21 protein-coding genes are annotated in these 24,068 nt (G+C 52.3%); 6 read left to right on the top strand and 15 right to left on the bottom strand.

Annotation, left to right across the window (positions count from 1 at the left end; all coding sequences use genetic code 11):
• Positions 1 to 141: 141 nt before the first annotated feature.
• From ABIE63_RS16590 to ABIE63_RS16580, 3 genes are all read right to left on the bottom strand, one after another.
• The gene (locus ABIE63_RS16590) at positions 142 to 1,455 is read right to left on the bottom strand and encodes a TRAP transporter large permease subunit (protein ID WP_354506244.1); all 1,314 of its coding nucleotides are present in this window, start codon (positions 1,453 to 1,455) and stop codon (positions 142 to 144) included.
• Positions 1,455 to 1,961, bottom strand: coding sequence for a TRAP transporter small permease (locus tag ABIE63_RS16585; protein ID WP_354506242.1), 507 nt, complete (start codon positions 1,959 to 1,961; stop codon positions 1,455 to 1,457). The genes ABIE63_RS16590 and ABIE63_RS16585 overlap by 1 nt, the downstream gene beginning before the upstream one ends.
• Before the next feature lie 71 nt (positions 1,962 to 2,032).
• On the bottom strand, positions 2,033 to 3,028 hold the full coding sequence (locus ABIE63_RS16580) for a TRAP transporter substrate-binding protein (RefSeq protein ID WP_354506239.1): 996 nt from the start codon (positions 3,026 to 3,028) through the stop codon (positions 2,033 to 2,035).
• A 313-nt stretch (positions 3,029 to 3,341) separates the two neighbouring features.
• Here ABIE63_RS16580 and ABIE63_RS16575 point away from each other — a divergent pair, with 313 nt between their 5' ends.
• The 3 genes from ABIE63_RS16575 (at position 3,342) to ABIE63_RS16565 (ending at position 6,678) form a co-directional block, all read left to right on the top strand.
• Entirely contained in the window at positions 3,342 to 4,553 is a 1,212-nt protein-coding gene (locus ABIE63_RS16575; RefSeq protein ID WP_354506236.1) for a cytochrome P450, read from the top strand.
• Between the two features lie 100 nt (positions 4,554 to 4,653).
• Entirely contained in the window at positions 4,654 to 5,004 is a 351-nt protein-coding gene (fdxA, locus tag ABIE63_RS16570) for a ferredoxin (RefSeq protein ID WP_354506234.1), read from the top strand.
• Positions 5,005 to 5,232: 228 nt separating this feature from the next.
• A complete protein-coding gene (locus tag ABIE63_RS16565) occupies positions 5,233 to 6,678 on the top strand; it encodes an FAD-dependent oxidoreductase (RefSeq protein ID WP_354506231.1) in 1,446 nt (481 codons plus the stop codon).
• A 268-nt stretch (positions 6,679 to 6,946) separates the two neighbouring features.
• Here the strand turns inward: ABIE63_RS16565 and ABIE63_RS16560 are convergent, their stop codons facing one another.
• From ABIE63_RS16560 to ABIE63_RS16535, 6 genes are all read right to left on the bottom strand, one after another.
• Positions 6,947 to 8,002, bottom strand: coding sequence for a GTP-binding protein (locus ABIE63_RS16560; RefSeq protein WP_354506228.1), 1,056 nt, complete (start codon positions 8,000 to 8,002; stop codon positions 6,947 to 6,949).
• A gap of 376 nt (positions 8,003 to 8,378) precedes the next feature.
• The gene (locus tag ABIE63_RS16555) at positions 8,379 to 9,263 is read right to left on the bottom strand and encodes a polysaccharide deacetylase (RefSeq protein ID WP_354506225.1); all 885 of its coding nucleotides are present in this window, start codon (positions 9,261 to 9,263) and stop codon (positions 8,379 to 8,381) included.
• Positions 9,264 to 9,352: 89 nt separating this feature from the next.
• Entirely contained in the window at positions 9,353 to 10,678 is a 1,326-nt protein-coding gene (locus tag ABIE63_RS16550) for a TRAP transporter large permease subunit (RefSeq protein WP_354506222.1), read from the bottom strand.
• Positions 10,678 to 11,202: a TRAP transporter small permease subunit gene (locus ABIE63_RS16545; RefSeq protein WP_354506219.1), complete on the bottom strand. Its 525-nt coding sequence runs from the start codon at positions 11,200 to 11,202 to the stop codon at positions 10,678 to 10,680. Before ABIE63_RS16545 ends, ABIE63_RS16550 begins: the two co-directional genes overlap by 1 nt.
• Before the next feature lie 18 nt (positions 11,203 to 11,220).
• The gene (locus ABIE63_RS16540; protein WP_354506216.1) at positions 11,221 to 12,300 is read right to left on the bottom strand and encodes a TRAP transporter substrate-binding protein; all 1,080 of its coding nucleotides are present in this window, start codon (positions 12,298 to 12,300) and stop codon (positions 11,221 to 11,223) included.
• A gap of 101 nt (positions 12,301 to 12,401) precedes the next feature.
• Positions 12,402 to 13,829 carry an amidase gene (locus ABIE63_RS16535; protein ID WP_354506213.1) on the bottom strand — a complete coding sequence of 476 codons (1,428 nt, stop codon included), beginning with the start codon at positions 13,827 to 13,829 and terminating at the stop codon, positions 12,402 to 12,404.
• A 416-nt stretch (positions 13,830 to 14,245) separates the two neighbouring features.
• On the opposite strand from ABIE63_RS16535, the gene ABIE63_RS16530 reads away from it, so the two are divergent.
• The 3 genes from ABIE63_RS16530 (at position 14,246) to ABIE63_RS16520 (ending at position 17,306) form a co-directional block, all read left to right on the top strand.
• Complete coding sequence (locus ABIE63_RS16530) at positions 14,246 to 15,751, top strand: PLP-dependent aminotransferase family protein (protein ID WP_354506210.1); 1,506 nt, start codon at positions 14,246 to 14,248, stop codon at positions 15,749 to 15,751.
• 91 nt (positions 15,752 to 15,842) lie between these two features.
• On the top strand, positions 15,843 to 16,538 hold the full coding sequence (locus ABIE63_RS16525) for an MOSC domain-containing protein (RefSeq protein ID WP_354506208.1): 696 nt from the start codon (positions 15,843 to 15,845) through the stop codon (positions 16,536 to 16,538).
• A 72-nt stretch (positions 16,539 to 16,610) separates the two neighbouring features.
• Complete coding sequence (locus tag ABIE63_RS16520) at positions 16,611 to 17,306, top strand: IS6 family transposase (protein ID WP_354506205.1); 696 nt, start codon at positions 16,611 to 16,613, stop codon at positions 17,304 to 17,306.
• A 47-nt stretch (positions 17,307 to 17,353) separates the two neighbouring features.
• Here ABIE63_RS16520 and ABIE63_RS16515 read toward each other — a convergent pair whose 3' ends face one another.
• The 6 genes from ABIE63_RS16515 to ABIE63_RS16490 all read right to left on the bottom strand — a co-directional run bounded on the left by ABIE63_RS16515 (position 17,354) and on the right by ABIE63_RS16490 (position 24,003).
• Positions 17,354 to 18,943, bottom strand: coding sequence for an AMP-binding protein (locus ABIE63_RS16515; protein ID WP_354506202.1), 1,590 nt, complete (start codon positions 18,941 to 18,943; stop codon positions 17,354 to 17,356).
• A gap of 29 nt (positions 18,944 to 18,972) precedes the next feature.
• Positions 18,973 to 19,734, bottom strand: coding sequence for an enoyl-CoA hydratase/isomerase family protein (locus ABIE63_RS16510; protein ID WP_354506199.1), 762 nt, complete (start codon positions 19,732 to 19,734; stop codon positions 18,973 to 18,975).
• Position 19,735: 1 nt separating this feature from the next.
• Positions 19,736 to 21,025 (bottom strand): TRAP transporter large permease, encoded by a 1,290-nt coding sequence (locus ABIE63_RS16505; RefSeq protein ID WP_354506196.1) that lies wholly within the window; start codon positions 21,023 to 21,025, stop codon positions 19,736 to 19,738.
• Between the two features lie 3 nt (positions 21,026 to 21,028).
• Positions 21,029 to 21,496, bottom strand: a complete 468-nt coding sequence (locus ABIE63_RS16500; protein ID WP_354506193.1) for a TRAP transporter small permease — start codon at positions 21,494 to 21,496, stop codon at positions 21,029 to 21,031.
• Positions 21,497 to 21,521: 25 nt separating this feature from the next.
• Complete coding sequence (locus tag ABIE63_RS16495) at positions 21,522 to 22,889, bottom strand: MmgE/PrpD family protein (protein ID WP_354506190.1); 1,368 nt, start codon at positions 22,887 to 22,889, stop codon at positions 21,522 to 21,524.
• Between the two features lie 121 nt (positions 22,890 to 23,010).
• Positions 23,011 to 24,003: a TRAP transporter substrate-binding protein gene (locus tag ABIE63_RS16490; protein ID WP_354506187.1), complete on the bottom strand. Its 993-nt coding sequence runs from the start codon at positions 24,001 to 24,003 to the stop codon at positions 23,011 to 23,013.
• Positions 24,004 to 24,068 lie beyond the last annotated feature (65 nt).

The following is a 24,068-nucleotide window of genomic DNA, read 5'->3' as shown; positions in this document are numbered from 1 at the left end:
GCTTCCGAAAAAACTTCACGCCGACAGTTACATTTACGGCACATGGCCCGCCTATAGATTTTCAGTCATTATGGCCCTGCCAGTTTTGCGGCAAGGCTTGCAGCGAGTGTCAGAGTCAGGACCTCTTTCACATAACACAGTTTATTTGCCGGACAGCACCTCTGGCAGCCACAGTGCGACTTGTGGAAACATCACCAGAACTACGACGGCTAGACACATCAGCAGAAAAAACGGAAATGCGTAGGCCGCAACCTTGTGGATGGAAACCCCAGATATCCCTTGAATAACAAAGAGGTTAAATCCCACTGGAGGAGTCATTTGGCCAAGTTCGATCATGATGACAAGAAAAATTCCGTACCAAACAGGGTCAAACCCGGCAGCAACGACGATTGGGAGGGTAATGGGTAAGCTCATGACGATAATCGAGATACCATCCAGAAAGAACCCCAGGAGAATAAAGAATATGGCGAGCGCTGTTATCAATACATATGGCGATAATCCTAATGTGTCGATATAGAGCGCAATATTCCGGGGAATATGCATGTATCCGATGGCCGTAGACAGGAAGGCTGCGGTCACCAGAATTGCGCTTACCATGCAGGATGTCGTAAGCGCGTTGACTATCGATTCCGCCAAAACTCTCCGTGTGACTTGACCGGTCAGAAAAGCAAAAGCCAAGGCTGCAAAAACGCCAATTGCAGCAGCTTCTGATGGGGTAGCCCATCCCGAATAAATAGAACCAAGCACGATAAAAATCAGACCAAAGACGGGTGCGAGATTGCTGCTAATGGCTTTGATCGAGTTTTCCTCTGCATTGCACTCACTTTTGGGGGCGAGTTCAGGTGATATAAAGCATCTGCACGCAATGTAGATCGCATAAAAACCAGCAATCATGATACCTGGTAGAATGCCTGCGATGAAGAGCTGTGCAATCGAGACTTCTGCCAGGACACCATAGATAATTAGGACAATTGAAGGAGGAATCAGTAACCCCAGGCTGCCGGCACCAGCAAGTGAGCCTAAAGCTAGGCTTTCCGAATAACCCCTGGTGTTCAGTTCAGTGGTGGTAATTTTACCAACGGTGGCGGTGGTTGCAGCACTGGAGCCAGAGACGGCTGCAAAGAGCGCTGAGCCCGAGACATTTATGTGGAGCAACCCACCGGGTATCCGGCGCACGAGCGGGGCAAGCCCCTTGAACAGGCGTTCCGAGATATCAGTGCGGAACATAATCTCACCCATCCAGATGAACATCGGAATTGCCGCAAGCTCCCAGGAAGACGCACTGCGGACAATAATCCTACTGGCGATCACTCCAATCTTGTCTGGTGGGAAACCCATGAATCCATAGAGGGAAAGACTCGCCGCGACCGCTAGAGACAGAAAAACCCACAGGCCGGTCGACAGAGCAGCCAACAAAAGACAGAAAACAGCGATAGCGATTGTGACGGGATCCATTATCGCGCCGTATGCGCGGTATCAGGTGTTGGATAAACCGCGACAACACCTCGAAGGAACAGCTGTAAAACAAGCAGAGAGGCACCGATCAGAACAATTGCATCCGGAATCCACAAAGGAACCTCTGCGACACTTTCACTCACCGCGCCCCGGTGCCAGTTTTTTGAGAAATTGCGCCACAAGAAGATGCAGAAGAATCCGACTAATCCACACCCAAAAAAGGAAACCAGTGCTTCTAGCCTCTGCTGGTAGGACTTCGGCAATATCGAAGTGACCAGATTGACCCGGATCATCCCATCGGCACGTAAAGTGTACGACAAAGACAGGAATGTGATGGATAGAGTGGCAAACCCAATGAACTCATTAAGCACTTGAGTTGATATGGAAAAAACAGACCTGAGAAGCGTTTCCAACAGAATATGTGCGACCGCATAGACAAGAATGAGTGCTGCTAATGCAAGCGCCAGTTTTGACAAAGAGTCAGCTATTCGAAATAACGTACGCATGTTTCTCTCAGCCCATATAAACACGGCAGCGCCGCGGAATGAGGTACTGCCGTGTTTTGCCTGCGTGGGTATTAGTGTGAGGAAGCTTTGTAAAACGCATCTAGCAGCGCCTGACCACGATCACCCGTTGCGGCCAGCCAGCTATCGATAGCAACCTTGCCTGCCGCCTGAAGTTCAGCACGGTACGTTTCATCATCAGATGTAACAACGTCAACGTTATTCGTCTTCAATTGGGCATAGGTTTCCTTCAGTCGACTAGGGATTGCGCTCCAGTTGGCATCGCTAGTTTTCTCTGCCGCAGAGAGAATGGCGTCCTGCTGATCTTTGGTCAGGCTGTCAAAGACATCTTTGTTCATATGGACATAGTTTAGCGGCATCGAATATCCGTAGATTTCGGTGAAAGTATCAAAATATTCCCAGAAACTTGCCCCAGCTCCAGTTTCAGCAGTCGTCAGGACCGCCTCGATCGCACCTGTTGAGATCGACGGAACAACATCGCCCCATGATAGACGAATTGCGGCAGCACCAGCTTCACTGAGAGCTTCTGTGCTGTTTTTGTCGAAAGTGCGTATTTTCACACCCGATAATGCCGCCAAGTTGTTCATGGGATCGCGTGCCCAGAGGCCAGATGGTGGCCACGGCGATGCGTAGAGCAGGATTTGATCGTTGTCTGCGAAGACCTTTTCGATATCAGCTTTGGACACCTCATAGAGTGTTCTTGCTTCTTCCACTGTCGTCGCTAGGAATGGCAATGAAGAGATCAGGAAAAGTGGATCAATACCCCCAAGCGCACCACTGTATGTATCGGCAATCGCCAACGCACCTTCGCCAACTGCATCAAAATGGTCGGCGGATTTATAACCCAGCGCGCCGCCGTAATGCACAACGATGTCGACCGACCCGTTTGTGGCTGATTTTACCGCTTCGGCAAAGCGGGCGTCCCCCACGCCGTGAATTGAAACTGCAGAGTATTCGTTGGACAGATTGAGTGCCACGTCTTTCGCAAGTGCGGGCGTACCAAAAACCAGCGTCGCCGCCATCATCCCAGTCACAAATAGATGTTTCATGAGTTGCTTTCCTGTGCTCGTTCAACCATTGTTCCGATAATCGGATATAGCGTCCGTAAAAACGAGTAACAGCAGAATTATTTAGTGTCAATACAAGATAGAGCTAGCGGTAACCCTAACTTTCATTCCTTCGTGATTGGCAGTGCTCGTTATTTGCGAGCCGTTTGTGGTGTCTTCCATCGTCAAGTGTCTCCTGTATTGACACTAGGTTAATCCACTGATATTTAATTTTTCGGACACTATATCCGATTATCGGAACAAAATGAGCTTAGCGTAACAAGATCCGCAGAATGACAATGGAAGGTGCTTTGACATGACCCCCCCAAACACGATGGGCTCTCATAAAACACTTAACTCCTTGGAAGAGGAGGTAAGGGCAACACTTGAATATTGGACTGGTGAAGACAGTGTTTATTGGAGCGTAGAACGAGAAGCTTGGGTCGTAACGGGCTATGCCGAAGCGGCAAAAATGCTCGAGGATTCGAGCGTGTTTTGGCGGGATGTTTCTAATCGGGAGGGCAGTTCGGAATTCTGGGGAAGGCATTTAATGATGCTTGAGGGCCGTGACCATCGGCGTATGCATGCGTTGCATATGCAGCTTACCGGCGAGGCCTTCGCGGAAAGTATTCGGGAACGGGTTTCTGAAATTTGCCACGACATATGTGCAGAACTTGTAAGGCAGGGGGAGGCCGAGCTTGGTGTCAATTATGCCGACTTAGCAGTTCTCTTAAGCGGCTGTGATTTCATGGGTTATGGTACGTCAGACCGCTCCATGATTGAAAGCCTTGAGCACCAGATGGGTGTCCGCGCGAAGTGGAAAGAGGCGCTGCTCGCGGGCGATGGTATCCCCTTGGACTCGAAGATCGCCCAGGAGGGGCAAGCTGCACTGGATATTATTAGATCTGCGCTTTTGCCTATTATTAAAGACCGTCGCGAACAGCCGCATGACGATCTGATAAGCGCAATGTGGCAGAAAGGCCCCAGTGTATTCCCAGATTGGAATGAAGATGACATCTTCAACGCGGGTTGGAGTTGCCTTGACAATGAAGGCAAGCCACTCCTGCGAGGCCTCCTGTACATTCTATGTCGTGATCTTGAATTACAAGAAAAGCTCCGTCGCAATCCTTCGCTTGTCGCAGGGTTTGTTGAGGAGGGGCTGCGATTTCTCTCACCATTGAGAACAATGCGGCGTGTTGCCAAGAAGGATGTTGAGATTGGCGGACAAAAGATTCTCAGTGGTGATTCTATTTACTTGATTACGCCTCTCGCAAATCGTGATGAGGAACGTTGGGGCTGTCCGCATTCGTTTGAAGCAGAACGCATGAATAAAACCACGAATCTTGCGTTTGGTTACGGGCCAGGTTACTGCGTCGGTCGCTATGTTGGCCGTATGGAGAACGAAGAGGCCATCAAGGCCATTCTTGCGGAAGCCACGGAGTTCTCTCTGAATCCGGCGCGAGCCAAGCCCGAATGGATGGGCGACTTTGCTCATTCCGTATGGCCTATTCACGCCATCCTTAAGTGAAATAAGCGGGTCTTTCGGGCTTGGTGGTTGTTCCGAACCCGGCGCAGCCCACCGGATCCTTCACACTTACTATGAGCCCAGACCAATTAAATGGTGAGTCATGACCCATGTAATTACCGATGCATGTATCGACTGCGTCAACCGTACTTGTGTCAAGGAATGCCCCGTGGATTGCATCTATGAGGGAAGCCGGTCGCTTTACATACATCCTACCGAGTGCATCAACTGTGGTGCCTGCGTGCCCGCTTGCCCCGAAGAGGCAATCTACCACGAAGAAGACTTGCCCGATTCATTGTATCAATACCTTAAGGATAACGAAGAATTCTTCAGTAAGACTCTCCCTGGTAAGGACGAACCGTTGCATTCCCCCGGCGGCGCCAAACGTGTTGGGCCTCTCAAAGTTGATACGCCGTTGGTGGCTTCATTTCCTCCTCGGAATGTCGATGACTAGCGTCAAAAGGACATTAGACATTTGCAGCCTCCACATTGCGTCGTGGTTCTACTTTCGACGCGCTAGGTTGTGCCGGTTTATTGGTTTGTTAAGGGCAAACACGTCGGGTGCCTCGGTAAGTTGAATGGTATCGAACTGGATCTGCACCAAGCTATGGAATGGCGGAGCGGATTAGAGCTTTAGACCGCACTACCGATATGGCTCTTCTTGGTCCGGAGTATATCGACAATGAATCGCAGCGTTGACACATCAAATTCTCCCATCGAGGAGCGCCTCGTCGGGGCTAATGGAAGCGACGCAAGTCCGCGGGTGGCAGTAGTCGGTGCAGGGCCGGCCGGGCTATACGCGGCGCAGTCCCTTTTGGAATCAGACTCGGAGCTCAAGGTTGATGTGTTTGACAGGCTTCCAACGCCATATGGTTTGGTGCGTTACGGCATAGCCCCGGATAATCAGCAGATGAAGTCGGTAACACGTGTGCTACGCACAGTGTTCGACTATGAGAAACGGGTACGATTCTTCGGCAACGTCTGCTTTGGCGCGGACCTCAGCCGTGCCGACATGCTCGAACATTATGATGCCGTCATATATGCAACCGGGGCTCAGCGTGAACGCCGGCTTGACATACCTGGCGAAGATCTGCCCGGAAGTTACAGTGCTAAGATGTTCGTAGACTGGTACAACGGACATCCCGATGCCGCAGACCATGACTTCCTTTTGAACGCAAAACAGGTTGCGGTGATCGGTGCCGGCAATGTGGCTCTAGATGTCGCCCGCATGCTCCTCCGCAGTCCTGATGAGGTTGCCTCAACCGACGTGCCAGTTCGGGTCCTCAACGCATTCAGCAACAGCCTAATTACCGACGTGTACTTAATTGCGCGCCGTGGACCCGCGCAAGCAAAGTTTACGCCGGTGGAACTGCGCGAAATTGGAAAGCTGGCCAACGTCGACATAATCCTTCGACCAAGCGAGGTTTTGCTGAGTGATGAAGATGAAAATCGGATCAGCTTGAATCGCCAGCTCCAGACGAACGTTAAGATGCTGCGTGACTGGGCACAGCGACCCTCGCAGGGTAAGGCGCGTAGGATCCATTTTAGGTTCCTGCGTCGACCGGAACGAATTCTCGGCGAAAACCGCGTCGACAGAGTCTTGCTCGAGAGCAACGAACTGCTTGACGATGGGCGGGTGCGAGGAACCGGAAATCAAGAGACACTCGATGTGGGTATGATTTTTAGCACTGTTGGTTTTCAAGCCACGCCATTGCCGGACGTGCCGTTCGACGAATCTAGATCGATCATCCCGAACAGTCGAGGTCGTGTCATAGGCGAGAACAGCCAGTTTACAGAAGGAGAATACGTTACCGGATGGGCCAAGCGAGGTCCGTCGGGGACGGTTGGTAACAATAGGAGCGACTCATCAGAAACGGTTTGTAGTTTGCTGGCAGACCTTGCTGCCCGAAAATCGCACAAGGGTAGCGACCCCAAACGGATTCTTACTCTCTTAGATAGCCGAGGCGTGGGCTACACAAACTGGGCGAATTGGCTGCGGTTGGATGATCATGAGCTCCACCTCGGTCGCAAACAAAATCGCCCACGGGTTAAGATTCCCGACCTACGCACGATGTTGAAAATCTCCCGCCTTTCTAACGATTCCGGCTCTACGGGCGGCACGAACTAGCCCGCACCCAAGATCGGCTCCACCAGAAACGCACTGTCTCGTGGCAAATATCGATGCTGCGTTGAAGCAGCAGATCTTCGGGCACTGACACGTTATCTCGTCTGTCGCGTCTGGGCTACAGCCTCTAAATGCCCAAGATGCAACCACTCTCCATCAAGCGCCATCGATTTCCCGCCGAGATGATCCGCCAAGGTATGTGATCCTGTCCAAGCGCTCGATACCCGCTTTGCCCGGTTCAACTCATTTTGCTGTGACAGAGCCGCAAACTCTAAGACCCGCCAGGGCGCCTAATAAAAGCGTTGATCGATGCTTCGATACTTTTGACCGACAAACCATCGACAATGAAGGTAATTCGAGAATGATGGTTCTCATCTGGCCAATAATCGAGATGGTAGGGTGCATGTATAACATGCTGTACGCCCTGCAAAATGATAGGCCCTTTGCTCCCTAGAACATTCAATATTCCTTTGACTCTCAGTATTCTTTCCCCATGTGCGTGAAGGAGCAATCCAAGCCAAATACCGAAAGGTGTCCAGTCGATCGGCTTTTTCAAAGTTACCGTGAACGACGCCAGTGGGAGTCCATCTGTATCACCATCTGGCCCCTTCGGATGTTGGTGTGTCTGAGGCCCTCCCACAGCATTCCCTTCTGATGATGGGGCGATCCAGCCAGGCACCCGTCGGGGTCCATTGGCGTGCTCATATGAATCGGTCAGCAGCGCATCTATTCTATCGCTGTCCAAACGCGCCGTATCAAACACCTCAGCATCAGGATTTATCGTCCCAACCATGCGGCGGGCCACTTGAATACTCTCCTCTGGCGCTAGATCCGTTTTGGTAAGAACAACGCGGTCGGCTACGGTAATCTGCTTTCCCCATTCTCTATAGCGAGAATGAATATCCTTACTCTGCAAAACATCGACGGTGGTGATTGTATTAGATAGGCGGAATCGGTGGCGTAGGCTGGGTTCTGAAACGAGTGTGTGTATTACGGGAACCGGATCAGCAAGTCCGGTGCTTTCAATTGCAATCCGGTCAAAGTTCGGTATTTCCTGGCGGTGCCTTTGCAGGAGCAGTTTACGGAAGACCTGAACTAAATCATCACGAATGGAACAACAGACACAGCCATTCTCCAACACAACGGTTTCACCATCAATGCGCCGTAAAAGTCTATGGTCCAGGCCGACCTCACCAAACTCGTTGACGAGAACGGCGGCATTTCGCATCACCGGCCTGTCGAGAATTCGGCGCAGCAGAGTTGTCTTCCCGCTACCCAGGAATCCGGTGATCAGGGTGACGGGGATCATACGCCTGTGGTCGGCCAAGTTTCCACCTGTTGTGCGCAACCAGCTTTGCTCAGAGCTGAAAGTAGTTCCGGTGAGAAGGGATCAATTTTCTTTTTGGCTAGCCGATCTGCGGCTGTCCAAATCATAGCGATATGATCAACAACTTCTGCGGCACCGGTGGGGCTATAAAGTATATAGGACGCCCCGTTGAAGTCCTCCAACCTCAGCCGGTAAAAATGCAGTATCAGGTTGATCTGGCGAACCCGTTCGAGACGCTCGCGCATACGTGCACCGGGCGTTAACGCTTGATCAAATGAATCTGCGGCACCGGTTGTTTCACTCCAATGACCTGGTTGTCCCGCAAGAAGGCCGCAGAATCCACACATTGGTCAATTACCTGTCACAACTGAGCCGATCACGCTGGTGGTGGGTTACGACGAATAAAATCGTCTGCAATTTCATGCATCTTACAAAACCGCACCCCCGGATGGCTGGTCATATGCGCGTGCAACCGCTCAAGCATCAGTAGCACCTGCGGTCGCCCAGCAACGTCAGGATGGATAGTAATCGGGAATACGGCCTGGTCGTACTCGCGATACACCCAGTCGAACTGATCACGCCATAATTGTTCAATATCTCTAGGGTTGACGAAACCGTGGCTATTCGGGAACTTCTTGATGAACATCATCGGCGGCAAATCGTCCAAATACCAACTGGCGGGAATCTCGACTAGGTTAATCTTCTTTCCGCGAATTAACGGCTTCATCCATGTTTCTGCTGGCTGCGAATAGTCAATTGCTGTCCAGGTGTCTCCAACCGTTAGATAGTAGCATTCGTGATCTTTATGCATGACGCTAGAATCATAGAGGATGCCCTTGCGAAGTAGAATCTCCGGCGTCTCGCCGCTCAATTCCCACCAAGGCGCTGAATATCCAACGGGAGTCTTGCCGGAAAGTTTCTCGATCAATCCGATGCACTTATCAATGACGGCCTCTTCTTGTTCGGGAGTCATGGCGAGCGGGTTCTCATGAGAATAGCCATGCAGTGCAATCTCATGCCCTGCGTCGGCCACCATTTGCATTTCTCTTGGGAACGTTTCAATCGAATGCCCTGTGATAAACCATGATGTCTGAATACCCAGACGCTCAAAAAGGTTCAGAAGTCTTGGAGTCCCGATCTCACCAGCAAACACACCTCTCGAGATATCACACGGCGAATCCTCACCGCCAAATGAACCAAGCATCGCCGCCACAGAATCGACATGGGTTACAAACGAGCAAAGTATTTCTTTCTGAGCCAATTCACCGGTCCTTTACATTTTTACCTTCTGTTCGACTTAATCTGGAACCTACTAACGAGCGCCTTCAAAATTCGAACGTCATCTTGATTTTACCACCCGATTGCGCGTGGAAGCCAAGTTGCAATTCCTGGGAACAAGAAAAGCATCGCCAGCACCGCTATTTGCATTCCGATAAAGGGGATCACACCCAAGTAGATATCTGAGGTGGATATCTGGGGCGGGCTGACCCCCTTGAGAAAAAACAGTGCCCAGCCAAACGGAGGCGTCAGATAGGAGGTCTGCAGATTCAAACACACCAATGTCGCCAACCATACGAGATCAACACCTGCGGCGTGGAAAACAGGCAAAAATAACGGTAAAGCGACATAAGAAATCTCGATCCATTCCAGGAAGAAACCTAGCAAGAACAGAACCAGAAGCAACAATAACACCTGAGCATCAATTGAGGCTGGCACTATATCAAATGTCTTCTGGACCAATTCATCACCACCAAGACCACGGAAGGAAAGAGAGAACACCTGCGCAGCTACGAGAATGAACATCACCATCGCAGAAATTTTCGTCGTCGTCTGAACAGTGTCTGTCAATACGGAACGTGTGAGCCGTCCTGACATTGCCACAACTAAAATGCTTCCTAAGGCTCCAACTGATGCGGCCTCCGTGGGAGCCGCAATCCCGCCGATTATGGAACCCAATACGGCAGTTATGAGAGCAAGCGGCGGCAAAAGTACTTTGACGACTTTGAGTGCTAGTTCACGGTTGGAGACTGCGTTCCGCTCCGCTAGTGGTATCGGCGGAGCAGAATCGGGAAACACCATCCCTATAATCAGCATGTAGGCGCCATATGTCGCCGTCAGGAGTAGGCCAGGGAATAATGCTGCTGCAAACAACGTGCCAACCGGCACCCCCATAATGTCCCCTAGGACTATAAGAATAAGACTGGGCGGAATGATCTGCCCAAGCGTCCCTGATGCACAAATTGCGCCACAAGCGAGTCGCTTGTTGTAGCCACGGCGTAACAGTGTCGGCAGTGCAAGAAGACCAAGTGTGACGACGGTCGCCCCAACGATCCCTGTGGCAGCCCCCATCAGCATACCAATTAAGATCACCGCAAGTCCCATACCACCGCGCAAACTGGTGAAGAGATGGCCCACGACATCCAGCAGATCTTCGGCCACCCGAGACTTCTGAAGCATCACGCCCATGAACACAAACAGAGGTATTGCGAGCAGCGTGTAGTTGGTCACCACACCGAAGATACGGCCTGGTATGAAATTAAAAAGATCCGCACCAAATCCGATGTATCCAAAGACAAAACCGATGATGGCCAGGGAAAACCCCACGGGAATACCGGCGAGCAGAATCAAAAAAAGTGCTACAAGACTGCTTAGGGCAATGATTTGGTTCGGATCCATCAGGGCGCCTTATTGATCAGAGAAACCATACTGAGAATGATCGAGGCGGAGGCCTGGATAGTCATGAGAGCAAAGCCAATGGGTATGAATGCTTTCAAGACAAAAAGATACGGCAGTCCACCCGCTTCATAAGAACCTTCGAAGGAGGAAAAGGATTGCCACCACCAAGGCAGAGTAAAGTGTATGATTCCCACTGAAATGATCACCGCAATTAGCCCCGAAAAAACATTCACGACTTGACGGGTTGTTGGAGAATACCGCGCATAGAAAATATCGACCCTAACGTGTTCATCATGCCGAAGTGCGTAGGACATCCCGATCAACACCAGGGGGGGCATCAAGTGCCATTCCAACTGATGCAACGCTACCCAACCCATGCTGAATAAATAACGCAGTGCTACATTTCCGAAGACAAGCAGCACCATTAGCAGAATAACCCAAGCGTTAATCCGCCCAACCAGATCAATGCAATTCTGCATGGCATGAGCAAAACGACTCATGCCATGCAGTTGTTCTTTTTCCAACGAAATCACCTTTACAATTTAGCGGATCTGGTTGTGGTAAACCTTGTCGGTAATATCCGCCCATTTGCTCCATTTTTCTTTAAATGCGAAGTAATGGTCGTGAACCTTCTTGGCAACCGGGTCCCCCTCTACCTTGGCCGCCAGAACCTCTCTAGAGGTCGATTTCAACAGTTCGACCACGCTATCGGGAAGCGGACTGGCGATAACACCGTGGTTCCTCACCATGTCGTCCAATGCCTCGCTGTTCACGGCTTGGTACCACATGTAGTTTCTCAAATTACAGGCATCAGCGGCGTTGCGGACCACTGCCTTCAGGTCGTCGGGAAGTGATTCCCACGCCTGCTTGTTGATCATGATCTCGGAAGTTGTGCTGGGTTCATGCCAGCCTGTGCTGTGGTAGTACTTCGCCACCTTGTGGAAGCCCATCCGGGCATCCTGATAAGGACCCACCCATTCGGCAGCATCAATCACGCCGCGCTCAAGAGATGGAAAGATTTCGCCAGCGGGCATAGTTTGCTGGGTTACGCCAACTTCCTTGTAGACCGAACCGGCAAGTCCAGAGACCCGCATTTTGAGGCCTTTCAGATCCTCGATGGTTTCTATGGGCTTCCGAAACCAACCGGTCATCTGCACGCCCGTGTTACCACAGGGAAAAGCCACTAAATTGAAATCCCCGTAGACTTCATCCCACAATTCCTGACCACCACCTTCATAGATCCAAGCATTATGTCCCTCAAAGTTGAGGCCGAAGGGGACCGCACAAAAGAATGCAGCGGCCACGGTCTTACCCATCCAGTAGTACGACGTTGAATGCCCCATCTGTGCGGTGCCTGCAGAACATGCATCAAATACCTCGTTCCAGGGAGCCAATGTGCCCGCTGGATGAACCTTAATGTTCAAGCGCCCCCCGGACATGGCTTTCACGCGGACCGCAAAATCTTCCGCACTGCCAGGCCCTGACTGGAAACCTGGAAACTCCGGAGGCCAAGAGGTGATCAGGTGCCAGTTAAAGGTTTCTTGCGCACGCGCAACTGCCGGGGCAGCGATTGCGCCGCCTGTGGTTGCAAGCATTGTTTTAACGAATGTTCTACGCTCCATTGTTCCTCTCCTTTACATTGTTCCAAATAATCTTTTCGTTTCATCATGGTGTGTTCAAACCGCACAATGTCAGGCGCCAAGTCTGATCAACTTGTTACATCTCACACGAAAGCCGCCCTCAACATTTCTGGTTCACCCAAGCGATCTCTCCCGTTGCCAATTGCGAGTTCTAAACCCCGCGCCATAAGAATAAGCGACTCTTCCATCATTCGCCGACCAATCACCTGCATTCCAACCGGCATTCCAGCGCCATCGAGTCCTACGGGCAAAGTCATCGCACAGAGATTCAGCAAGCTGACAATAGAGGTGTTGCGGAGCATCAGCATGTTTTGCTGGTTGTAAACCTCGGTGACGGAAACCTCCTCAACCGTAGGGGGTGTGATTGCTACTGTCGGGGTTACAATCACATCACAAGAATCAAAAACTCGAACTGCGGTCGCCGCCAGTTGGCGTAATCTACGGTCGCGCACGACAAATTCCGCTGCAGAGAGTTCTCCTGCGCCAGCGGTGCGTGCAGCAACGTTGGGATCCAGAGTCTCTATCCAACTCGGCAGTTCCGTTCTCAAGAAGGCGAGGAGCTCCACTGCCGCAAGGCCACCGGCGCGAAATATGCTATAGGTTTCATCCAGTTCCGGGATGTCGATGTTTTGTATGCGGGCGCCTTTCCGCTCCGCTTCTTTGAGAGCCTTTTCCACTGCTTCCGCGACCCCCGGGGAGCAGTCGTCCCAGAAAAGCCTGCCACAAACCCCAATACGCAATCCGGCCAAATCCGGCCGAACATTTGCCAAGCGACTTGACAGTTCAGATCGGTTGCAAACAGGGTCGATTGCGGCAAATGCATAGGCGATATCTTCAATCGAACGCGCCAGTACACCTGGGCTATCAAAAGTTTCACTGAGCGGGACCAAACCATCCAGGCTCCAACGGCCGGCGCTTGTCTTCAGACCCGCATTCCCAGTGACGCTCGCCGGAATCCGGACAGAACCTGCCGTATCTGTTCCAAGAGCGACCGCTGCTGAACCTTCACAAAGAGAAACTCCTGCGCCGGCACTTGATCCTCCCGGCACACGATGAACCTGAGGAGACCAGGGGTTGCGAGGTGTGGGCCAATTCCCATTCACTCCGACACCGCCGAAGGCGAACTCAACCGTATGCGTCTTACCAGTGATAGGCGCAATCTGCCGACGTAAACTGGAAATTACCGGCCCTTCTGTTTGCCACTTCTCGGGAAGCGGTTTGGACGAGCCCGCATAAACGGGCAGGCCTCTCACGCCATAGAGATCCTTGACCGAGATTGGAAACCCCTGTAGCGGCCCAAAGTCATAACCTCTTTGGAATGCCTGATCCGCGAGACCAGCACTCAACAGAGCACCATCGCCGTCCCAGGTCTTGTAGGCACCTAGCAGTTGTCCAAACCGCTCATGATTGGCAATTGCCTCATCACAAAGGGATTCGGCAGAAACTTCACCCGCTCGAAGAGCTTTTGCTGTTTGATGCAAGGGACGGTCAATCCAGGTTTTGATCTTCATATCAGTTCCTTAACCGACCTCAATTTTTAATCGCTTTCAAAGCGAAGGACGCGCTTACCTACACTTCTCGCCAGAATTGCCAATAATACACCTCGTTCTCGCTGCATGGCGTTATCGCCTTGGCCGATGGTTATAGCTTTCTGAAATTCCAATAATCGAATTCCAATGTGCACCAAGGCCACCAACTCTGACGACAAACTCAGCTCGTCTAGCGTCCAACTCATACCCAGAGCTACGATAGTCAAGTGATAGTGTTTCATTTAATTGGACTTTAGGAAAGCGCCAGTTGTTATCTTTTATATGGTGCCAGATGCCAGTTCTTACTCAAATTTTTATAAGAACTGGTTCTATGAAAACTTTTAAAACTTTGCGAATGTTAAACCATAGAAAACTTCACTGACCGCTGAGTGTTGGTAATGAACCTGTTTATCGAGATCGATCGCGCCTCAAAAACTAGCATGCAGAACCAGATTTATTGGCAGATCCGTAAGTTGATTTTGGGCGGATATCTGCGTCCCGGGCAATCTGTGCCGGCGACGCGGTTGCTTTCAGAACAACTCGGCGTATCACGAAATACTGTGTCCATTGCCTATGAGCGGTTAATTCATGAGGGCTATCTTCAGACCCGCAAAGCATCACGAACCTTCGTCAGCTCCTCACTTCCAGAAAGGTTGTTGCTCCTTGAAACGACAGCACCAGCCGCACAGAGAATAGAGAAACTGCGCCCGGTAACCCCAGTGGTAGTCTTTCGAGGTCGGGCACAAACGGTTGTGAACAGAAGCCGGCGCAAAGTACCTATTGATTTCTGGGTCGGTCGCCCGAACGCCGCAACTTTTCCCTCGAAAACTTGGCGGCGCCTGATTCTAAAGAATCTCTCTAACAGGGAAGGTAATCTTACCGAGTATGGAGAACCTGCTGGCTTGCCTGCGCTATGCACAGCAATCGCCAATCACTTGGCATCTGCCCGCGGTATCAAGGCAAAGCCCGAGCAGATCATCATTGTCTCGGGCATCCAGGAAGCCTTAAACATCGTTGCCCGACTGTTCATCGAGAAGGGCACGCAAGTAGCGATGGAAAACCCATGCTACCAAGGTGCCGCTTTCGCTTTTGAAAGCTATGGCGCAGATCTTCTGCCGGTCCAGGTAGACGAGAATGGAATAAGGATTCGAGACCTCATCAACCACAGAGCCAGCCTGCTCTACGTGACGCCGTCACACCAGTATCCGACGGGCTGCACACTGTCGTTAGATCGGAGGATCAGATTGCTGGAATGGGCCTGGAACAACGGCAGCTATATCATCGAAGACGATTACGACAGCGACTTCCGCTATGATGGACCGCCCTTAACCGCCTTGGCTGGCCTCGATCAGCGAGGCTGTGTGATTTATATGGGCACTTTCTCAAAATCGATCGGCGCCGGATTGCGCGTGGGGTACGTGGTTTTGCCGCCAGAGCTGTATGAACCCGCGATTGCAGTTAAAACTCTGCTGAACAATGGACACGCTTGGCTCGACCAGGCTGTGTTGGCTGACTTTATCGCCTCCGAAAGCTACATACGGCATTTGCGCCAGATACGTCGAATCTACATGGGTGCCCGTAACTGCCTAGTTGATGCTCTAACGGGCGCTTTTGGCAGGGTCAACCTTTCTGGGCTTGATGGCGGCATGCATGTTATGTGGCATCTTCCTGACCATTTTCCTCCGGCCATGAATCTGAAAGAGATCGCCCAGGACAAAGGGGTGGGCATTTATACGCTCGCCGGCGGGGGGGCTGGCTATGACTTCGGCGGCGGCCCCTACACGAATCGTTGCGTAATGCTTGGATACTCGTCACTCAGAGAGGATGAAATTAAAGAAGGCATTAATCGGATTGCTGAAGCAGTCGGGAAAGTGTCGGATAGCCGGCAAAGAGGAAGAAAGTGAAACTCCCTGTCTTCAGGAAGGTTCGCAAATTAGCTTTACATGCTGATGTTGCCTTTTGAGGCGGCGCACAAGTTGGGATTGAACAAATCCGATGAACTTCAAAATACGTTCCGTGATGGTTGGCAAAATTAGCCCGTTGGGCAGAAACAGAGTGGCTAGCGGTATCTTCAAACGCCAAGTCGGGCAGCCGGTGAGGGTTACTTTCTCTGGTCTGGTAGGCGATCACCAAGGTGATACGAAACATCATGGAGGTCCGGAGAAGGCCGTCCACCACTATGCCTTTGAGCACTACGCCTTGTGGCGTACCGAGAATCCGATGCTGGCCCCACACCTAACGAATGCAGGTGCCTTTGGCGAAAATATTTCAACAGAGGGCCTAACCGAAGCCGATGTTTGCATTGGGGACATTTTTCGGCTCGGCACTGCTCGTGTGCAAGTTTCGCAAGGAAGGCAGCCGTGCTGGCGACTCAATGAGCGGTTCCAGGACTCTTCCATGGCGCGTCTGGTTCAGGCCAGCGGCCGGACAGGATGGTACTACCGCGTTCTTGAAGAAGGCCAAGTTATGGTTGGCGATTCCATTGCTCTTATAGATCGCCAAGCCAAGAACTGGCCGCTTATACGGATATTGCGGGTCCTCTATCGTAACACTTTGAACAAAGAATATCTTTCTGAGCTTGCAGAATTGGACTGCCTTGCCGACTCTTGGCGCAAACTTGCTCGACGTCGTATTGAAACCTGCGTTGTCGAAGACTGGTCACAGCGCCTGAATACACCTTCAGAACATTGAAGGGGGACTGTCAGAGGCACTGACACGTTAACTCGTCTGTCACGTCTGGGCTCCAGCGTCTAAACTCCCGAGATGAAACCACTCTCCTTCAAGCGCCATCGATTTCCCGCCGATGTGATTCGCCACGCTGTCTGGCTCTATGCTAGGTTCACGCTGTCTTTTCGGGATGTCGAAGAATTGCTGGCGGAGCGTGGGCTGGAGGTCTCGAACGAGACGGTCCGGCGCTGGTTCTTGAAGTTCGGAAACGGTATTGCCGCAAACCTGCGTCGATCGCGACCCCGCGCCTATGACCGCTGGCACCTGGACGAAATGGTAATTGTTGTGCGCGGTGAACGCACCTGGCTGTGGCGTGCTGTCGATGATGAGGGGGAGGTCTTAGATTTCCTGATTCAGAAGAGACGCAATGCCCGCGTCGCCAGGAAACTGATGAAGAAGCTGCTCAAGAAGCAAGGTTTCGCGCCGCGCAGTATCGTGACGGATAAGCCGCGCTCCTATCAACGAGCCTTCGTCGATCTTGGCCTATCCGCACGGCATGACAGAGGACTTCGAGCCAACAATCGAGCCGAGAACTCTCATCAGCCCGTTCGACGACGAGAGCGAAAGCAACAAGGCTTCAAGTCACCAGGCTCCGCTCAACGCTTCCTATCCGTTCACGCCGCCACCTACAACACCTTCAACTGCCAGCGTCATCTCCTCAGTCGACCAGGCTACAAGGTCCTTCGATCCAACGCATTCGAGGTGTGGGCTGGCGCCTGCAAAGCTGCATAGGATCCAACGGCGATAAGCGATTGCCGCCGTGTCTCGGAGTTAACGTGTCAATGCCGTTTCAACGCATAGCCAGTCTCATTTAGATCCCAACAATCGTTCTTCGATCGTGAGAGTTCTGCCTTCCGTATGCGCTGGCTTGGTGTCTTAGGGAATTCTGGTGAGAAAGCAATATAGCGGGGAATCTGAAAGTACGGCATCTTGTCCTCGCACCACTTTATTAGCTCCAGAGGCTCAAGCAATTCCTGTGGTTTTAGCTTCACGAAGAGCTTTAGATCATCGTCGCCAGCGCCCAGACCGCTATCTACACCAACAAGAGCGCATTCCTCGATCGCCGGATGTCTTGCAACAATGCGCTCTACTTCCCACGCCGAGACATTTTCACCCCTACGGCGGAGGCTATCGCTCTTACGACCGGTGAAGAACAAGTATTCGTTCTTATCAAAACTACCAAGATCGCCTGTCTTTATCCATCCATCCTGTGTCATGGTTCGAACCGTGTTGAGGGAGATCGATGTATTCCCGGGCTCTTTGCCCTTCACTACGATTTCTCCGACTTCCCCAAGCGGAACGATCTTCTCATCATCATCGACGACCTTCACTGAGAACCATGGAAGAGGTTTTCCGATGGAACCTCGTGGCCCATCTACGTTGATCGCAACGTAATTCGCAACTTCGCTAAGGCCGTAGCCTTCATGAATCTCCACTCCGAACCGGCGTTCGAACTCCTCCCAAATATCCGCAGGACAACCCGCGCCCCAAGCGATCTTCACCGGATGCTCGCGATCGCTGTCGAGAGGAGGCTGTTTCAGAAGAATTGGCAAGATGCCACCAATATAGTGGATCTTGGTGGCATTGAAGCAGCGTGCCTGATCCCAGAATCTCGATGCACTGAATCTTGGGACCAGAGCAAGAGTGATTTTCTCCATTATGGCGGCAAAAACTGTTTGATGCCCGGCGCCGTGATAAAGCGGCTCCCAAAACAGCAGAATATCGCCAGGTTCCATGTTTCCAATCAGAAGGCAGCCGATAGAGCCGATTTGAACCACACGGTCCGAGCGCGCGAACTTCTTAGGCGAACCCGTCGTTCCCGAAGTGTAATTGATGACGAGAACATCGTCGGGAGCGGCGGCAATCGCCGGCGGGGTTGAGGCCCCCGCCTCGATGAGTCTGTCGAACTCGCTCCTTCCGCTTTGGTCGTGCCAGACAATGTGAGCAATAGAAGTCGCCTTGAGGGCAGGCTCGAGCAGCGTATGGTACGCTTTCTCCGCTATGATGGTTGTCGGCTTGGCGTCAGCCAACAGCAGCGAGAGATAGTCGCCCTTGGCGTTCACATTGATTGAGGTTCTCGCGACTCCAATCTGGGCGCAGGCATAAAGCGCAATCATATGCTCAGCGTGTTGATCGAGCATGAGAGCGACGACGTCTCCTTTATCAAGCCCCATGTTTAACAGCGAGTTGGCAAGTTGCGTCGAGCGCTTGTACAAATCCCCAACGGTTAAGTTACCACCCTCCCAGATACAGAATTGGTGATCAGGATCAGTTTGCGCGCGCATTTCGAGGATCGAACGAAACGTTCCTTCGCCCGGCACGGGCCAATTTGCGCGCACACTTAAGCCAGCCGTGTCCTCACAGATCATCGTCATTCTCCAGATTTTTATTTAGTCGACTAAGCGTTCTTGTTTCTCTCACCTGCGAAGAAACCCGTAATGCCAGCCTTGACTGAACGGGCGACATTCTCCTTCGCTCTCACTTCGGACGCCCGTGCGAAGGCGGCATCGAGAGCAGGCAGGGTCAGATCGCGAAACCATAGCTTCGTTTCGGCGAATGCTTCTGGTGATTTCGCGGCCAGTTCCTGTGCTACCTGCAAGGACCGCTCCACGACATTCTCTGGGGCAACGATCTCCTCCAGCACCCCGAGACGCAGGGCCTCTTCTGCTCCGACGAACCGTCCACTAATCGCAATGGAACGGGCAAGCATGGGACCGACACACCAAGAAAGGATCGCCGAGCCGGTTATGCACGGCATGCCGGAGTTGATCTCGGGCAACCCCAAACGAACGGCCGGATGCGCCACACGGTAATCCATAAGAAGGACAGCCTGGAAGGCCGAGCCCAAAGTAAGACCGTTCAGTGCCGCAACCAGAGGCTTACGAAAGGACTGGATTCCGAAATAGAACTCCCGAAAAGCCGCCATCCGCCCTTCGGCTGCCGATGGTATACTCATACTTGGATCAGTGAGGTCTGCGCCGGCGCAGAATGAGCGTTCGCCCGTTCCCGTGATGACAGCGGCCACGATTGCTGTGTCCTTGTCCGCCGATGCAAGTGCCTTTTGGACGTCCTCGCGCATCGCGCCGCTCCATGCATTAAGCTTGGCCGGATTGTTGAGGCGCAGCACGAGAATTCCATCGACTTTTTCAAGTTCTAGCATTCTATGCACCCATCAATAGGTTAGGCAGCAACAGGGAAAACTCTGGTATTAACGTTGTGAGCAATAGCGAGACTATGAGTGCCAGGAAGAAGGGGATTGCAGCGATCACCGCACGCTTCATCGGCACCTCCGCGATCTGAGCCGAAATGAACAGAGAAAGCGCAACCGGCGGCGTCATGGACCCCATTGTCAGATTGACCGCAGCGATGATGCCGAGTTGCACAGGGTCGATCCCATAGAGGTTGCCGAGATAGATCAGCACCGGGGCGACGATAATCAGCGCAGCCGATCCAGCTTCCAAAGCCCCGAGCATTAGCAACCCTAAATTTATTAGGATAAGAGCTACCCATTTGCTTTCGGTGACGCTCTGGATTGCAGTGCCCACCGATTCCGGAACCTCCATGATATTGACGGCCCACCCGAATGCACCGGATGCGGCAATGACAAACATGATCGCACCCGTGAAAAACGCTGCTTCCCGCAGAGAACGGACAACAACTTCCAGGGAAAGACTTCCATAGATCAGGCCAAGCAACATGGAATAGAAAACCGCCATGACGCCTGCCTCTGAAGGGGTGACGATACCCAGGGTCATGCCCCCGACGATGATGGCGGGTGAAAGAAGTGCAAAAAGCCCATCACGCGCACTGATCATAAGTTCACGCAAGGTAGCGCGTCGCAGGGGGCGTCCAGCCAGCTCCGGCTTGGCGCGCACTGCGGCAAAAACGATGATTGACAAGCAAAGCGCCATCAAACAGCCCGGCAGAATGCCCGCCAAGAATAATTTTCCGGTCGAGACATTCGCCAACTGGGCATAGACCACCAAAATAATACTAGGTGGAATGATGGGCCCGATGATCGAAGATGCCGCAGTAACCGCCGCACTGTAGGCGCGGTCATAACCTGCATCTATCATGGCCCGGATCTCAATGCGTCCAAGCCCCGCAACGTCCGCAGTGTTGGAACCTGACATCCCGGAGAATATGACGCTTGCAAGTACGTTTACATAATAGAGCCCTCCTCGCAGGTGACCCACCAATGCGCAGGCAAAACGGAAGATGCGCTCTGTGACACCCATATTGTTCATTAGAATGGCTGCGAGGATGTACATCGGAATGGCCGACAGAACTACCGACTGCACGCCGCCCCACATGCGCTGGGCCACGATTTCGAGCGGAAAATCACTACCGACTAGGATGTAGCCCACCGTAGCCGCCAACAGTGTCATTGCGACCGGCATGTTTGCAACAAAGAGAACTACCAAGGTCACGCCGAAAACTATGCCTTCCATGGCCTATGCCTCCCGCTCCAAGCTTTGGACGATTCGCACGACAATGTGCAGGGCCATGGAGAGAAAGCAGTACCCCATCAAATAGGCCTTCACTTCCTCTGGTATCTTCAGGATGAGCGAGTGTGTCCCGGCGTAAAGCACGCCAATCCGGAACGAATAGAACGCGAGAGCGACTAGCAGAACCAGCGCCACCACCAATGAGCCAACCTCGACAATCCGGCGTAAACTGCTCGGCAACATGTTGACGAACGTGTCGATAGAATAATGCTCGCCGCGCTTCAGGACGGCCGTTGCCGCCACAAAACTAAGGCAGATCAGCATGAACTGTGAGAATTCCTCACTCCAACTGAGCGGGGAATTCAGAAAATAGCGGAAGAATATCTGCGCACCGATCGTCAACATAAGAACGGCGATCAGGGTCGTCGCCACCCCTTCTTCCAGACGCTGCAGGCATTTGTTGATGAGGTTCATTTTCGGAATTCTCCGTTTCCGAACTTCAAAGCAGCGAAACGATGTCGGAACTTCCCAACGTTTCAAGCGTGCTCAGGCCTTTCCAAGCGCGGTTTGCTTCGGCAGTTCCAATCACCGGCGCGGCACAATCTTTGAATTTCGCTTCCAGTTCCGCCCATGAAAGGGGATTAGTCGGGTGGCCTTTCGGTTTGTAAAGCCTCTTGTTGTAGACTACTCCGTCCTCGTGAATGATCTCGATGTCGGCAAAGTCGTTGAAAACAGAATCGCTTTCCCTGAGCTCCGGGTGGATATAGACGTTGAGTTTCGGATACAGGGCTTGGATTTCTGGTGCGTTCACGGCTTCATCCGTAAACTCCGAGAAAGTGACCTTGCCGTAGCAAAGCGCGGCGGCGATGCAGTATTCCATGCTGAATTTCCCTTCCAGGCCTGTCGTTGGACGATGGTAAGGAAGCGTATTCTCGCACCGATATCCGATGCCGCAATTCATTTGCCTGATTTTGCCAGGGCGTATTGAACGGTTTGCAAGCCCTTCCAGCAATATATCGAGGACGTGATGCGTTAGTGAGCAGGTCGGATATATCTTGAAAAGGATGCCTGGCTTGACGACGTCGAATGGCGCACCAAGGTCGGTTACCGCCAGTCCGGCGGCCACATGTTCGAAGCCACAGAAAAGATCCACAAAGCCTTCCTTTGCCTCAAGCGCGGTCGGATTCGCGCTGAGCCCCCCGGCAGCAAGCCGCGCTGCAGTAACGCCATGCTCAGAAGCCAAGCCTGCATGCAGTGGTTTCGTCATCGTGCCAAAATTGGCGCGGACACCACAAGCCATTGAGCCCGCAATGGCTAAGGCCCGGGCACAGGTTTCGCTGTTGAGCTGCAATAGGTTGGCCGCCGCAGCGGCCGCTCCAAGCGTGCCAAGCGTTGAAGTAGTGTGCCAGCCACGCTCATAGTGTTCCATGTTCATCGCCCGACCTAGCTTGGCTTCGACTTCGACTCCAACCGCATAGGCCGCAATCATAGCCTTGCCATCAACCTTTGTTGCCGGAACCATAGAAAAGATAGCGGGGACCACTGGCGCGGAAGGATGCCCGCGCATTGATTCGTTCGTATCATCGATGTCATGCGCATGCGCCAGTATTCCATTTGTCAACGCAGCCATTCGTTCAGTCGTTGCAAAAGCAGCGCCCCATATCGGGACATTGCCGAGTTCAGTACGAGCGAGGTCGATTACCACTTTGCTGGGCGGTTCCTTGACACCGGCAATTGCGCCTCCGATACAGTCAGCAATGGCCCGCTTGGAACACTCGCGCACTTCATCCGAGAGTGTGTCCCAGGATTGAGATGCCACGAATTCAGCCAGAATTTTGGTAATTGGGGGAAATGACGTTTCGAGCATGTGGAAGTTCCCTGCGATAGGCATGACTGCCCGACCCGTATTCATCATTCGGGGGTCGGCAGTCATGGGCTAAGAAAGAGAGACGGCGCCAAGAACCAGAAATCCTCGGCGCCGCGCTATATCAGTTGATGCCTTGAAACGCTTTAAACAGTCCGGGCGTAGACCAGACATTGAGGGCTTCCATTTCAGCAATCGCTGGGCCCATCTTGTCGATGAACGGTTTCGGGCTCATGCGAATGACGACAGCCCCTTCAGCTATCATTTTCTCGATGATTTCTTTCTGATCTGCCGCAGCGAGTTTTGTATAATACTTACCAGCCTCGTCCCCCGCATCCAAAAGGGCTTGTTGATGTTCGGCCGAAAGCGTTTGGAACTTCTTGTCACCGATAACGATGGTGAAACTATCGCTGAAAAAGTCGACTAACGTCAGATAAGGCGCAACTTCGTGAAGAGATTGTCCATAGAAGCCCGAAATGGTTGCGCAGGCCACCTCGGCAATGCCCTGCTTCAACGCCAGATAAGTCTCGCCCCAAGGCAAGCTAACAGTCTTCGCACCCATCGCTTCAAAGGTTTTGACGTATCCTTGCCATGGCGGGACACGTACTTTCAGCCCTTTGAAGTCATCAGGACTCAGAATGGGCTTGGAGGAAATGATCGGCTTACCAGGACGGGCGCCGTTGCGCAGCACCATACGGAATCCGGCTTTGTCGAGCAGCTCCTGCTCCATCTTTTTATATGGCCCGCTGTCGAGTACCTTCATGAAGTGATCAGTATCCCGAAACACAAAGCCGACGGTAGTAATGTTCCAGTCGCCGACGTACTTGCCGAAATTGCCCGTACCACCAGCATACATATCTTGCGCACCCAGACGGATAGCTTCCAACTGACTGGAAGCATCACCTAACTGTCCACCAGAGAAAATCCGAACATCGACCTCGCCGTTGGTCTTCTCTTTCACCAATCTGGCGAAATACTCTTGGGCCTTCGTCTCGGAATGTTGTGGGTCCGTGATGTTGCCCAAACGCAACGTAACAGTTTCTGCGCTGGCAATCCCACTTGCAGCCAACAAGACTACACCCGCTAGAATGAGTTTATTGAGAGAGATGCGTGCCATTAGGCCCTCCTTACTCCTCTGGGTAAGATACTCATGCGATTCTAGTATTAGTATTACTGATATTG

This window comes from Limibacillus sp. MBR-115 (assembly GCF_040549425.1).
Taxonomy (GTDB): Bacteria; Pseudomonadota; Alphaproteobacteria; order Kiloniellales; family CECT-8803; genus Limibacillus; species Limibacillus halophilus.
This window is presented reverse-complemented; position numbering and strand designations above follow the sequence as displayed.

Excerpts from the sequence above, each read along its gene's own strand:
- ABIE63_RS16535 (WP_354506213.1), bottom strand. The coding sequence starts at position 13,829 with ATGAAGATCAAAACCTGGATTGACCGTCCCTTGCATCAAACAGCAAAA.
- ABIE63_RS16500 (WP_354506193.1), bottom strand. The coding sequence starts at position 21,496 with ATGAACCTCATCAACAAATGCCTGCAGCGTCTGGAAGAAGGGGTGGCG.
- ABIE63_RS16490 (WP_354506187.1), bottom strand. The coding sequence starts at position 24,003 with ATGGCACGCATCTCTCTCAATAAACTCATTCTAGCGGGTGTAGTCTTG.
- ABIE63_RS16590 (WP_354506244.1), bottom strand. The coding sequence starts at position 1,455 with ATGGATCCCGTCACAATCGCTATCGCTGTTTTCTGTCTTTTGTTGGCT.
- ABIE63_RS16530 (WP_354506210.1), top strand. The coding sequence starts at position 14,246 with ATGAACCTGTTTATCGAGATCGATCGCGCCTCAAAAACTAGCATGCAG.
- ABIE63_RS16505 (WP_354506196.1), bottom strand. The coding sequence starts at position 21,025 with ATGGAAGGCATAGTTTTCGGCGTGACCTTGGTAGTTCTCTTTGTTGCA.
- ABIE63_RS16585 (WP_354506242.1), bottom strand. The coding sequence starts at position 1,961 with ATGCGTACGTTATTTCGAATAGCTGACTCTTTGTCAAAACTGGCGCTT.
- fdxA (WP_354506234.1), top strand. The coding sequence starts at position 4,654 with ATGACCCATGTAATTACCGATGCATGTATCGACTGCGTCAACCGTACT.
- ABIE63_RS16510 (WP_354506199.1), bottom strand. The coding sequence starts at position 19,734 with ATGCTAGAACTTGAAAAAGTCGATGGAATTCTCGTGCTGCGCCTCAAC.
- ABIE63_RS16580 (WP_354506239.1), bottom strand. The coding sequence starts at position 3,028 with ATGAAACATCTATTTGTGACTGGGATGATGGCGGCGACGCTGGTTTTT.
- ABIE63_RS16520 (WP_354506205.1), top strand. The coding sequence starts at position 16,611 with ATGAAACCACTCTCCTTCAAGCGCCATCGATTTCCCGCCGATGTGATT.
- ABIE63_RS16495 (WP_354506190.1), bottom strand. The coding sequence starts at position 22,889 with ATGCTCGAAACGTCATTTCCCCCAATTACCAAAATTCTGGCTGAATTC.
- ABIE63_RS16540 (WP_354506216.1), bottom strand. The coding sequence starts at position 12,300 with ATGGAGCGTAGAACATTCGTTAAAACAATGCTTGCAACCACAGGCGGC.
- ABIE63_RS16575 (WP_354506236.1), top strand. The coding sequence starts at position 3,342 with ATGACCCCCCCAAACACGATGGGCTCTCATAAAACACTTAACTCCTTG.
- ABIE63_RS16550 (WP_354506222.1), bottom strand. The coding sequence starts at position 10,678 with ATGGATCCGAACCAAATCATTGCCCTAAGCAGTCTTGTAGCACTTTTT.
- ABIE63_RS16525 (WP_354506208.1), top strand. The coding sequence starts at position 15,843 with ATGAACTTCAAAATACGTTCCGTGATGGTTGGCAAAATTAGCCCGTTG.
- ABIE63_RS16515 (WP_354506202.1), bottom strand. The coding sequence starts at position 18,943 with ATGATCTGTGAGGACACGGCTGGCTTAAGTGTGCGCGCAAATTGGCCC.
- ABIE63_RS16565 (WP_354506231.1), top strand. The coding sequence starts at position 5,233 with ATGAATCGCAGCGTTGACACATCAAATTCTCCCATCGAGGAGCGCCTC.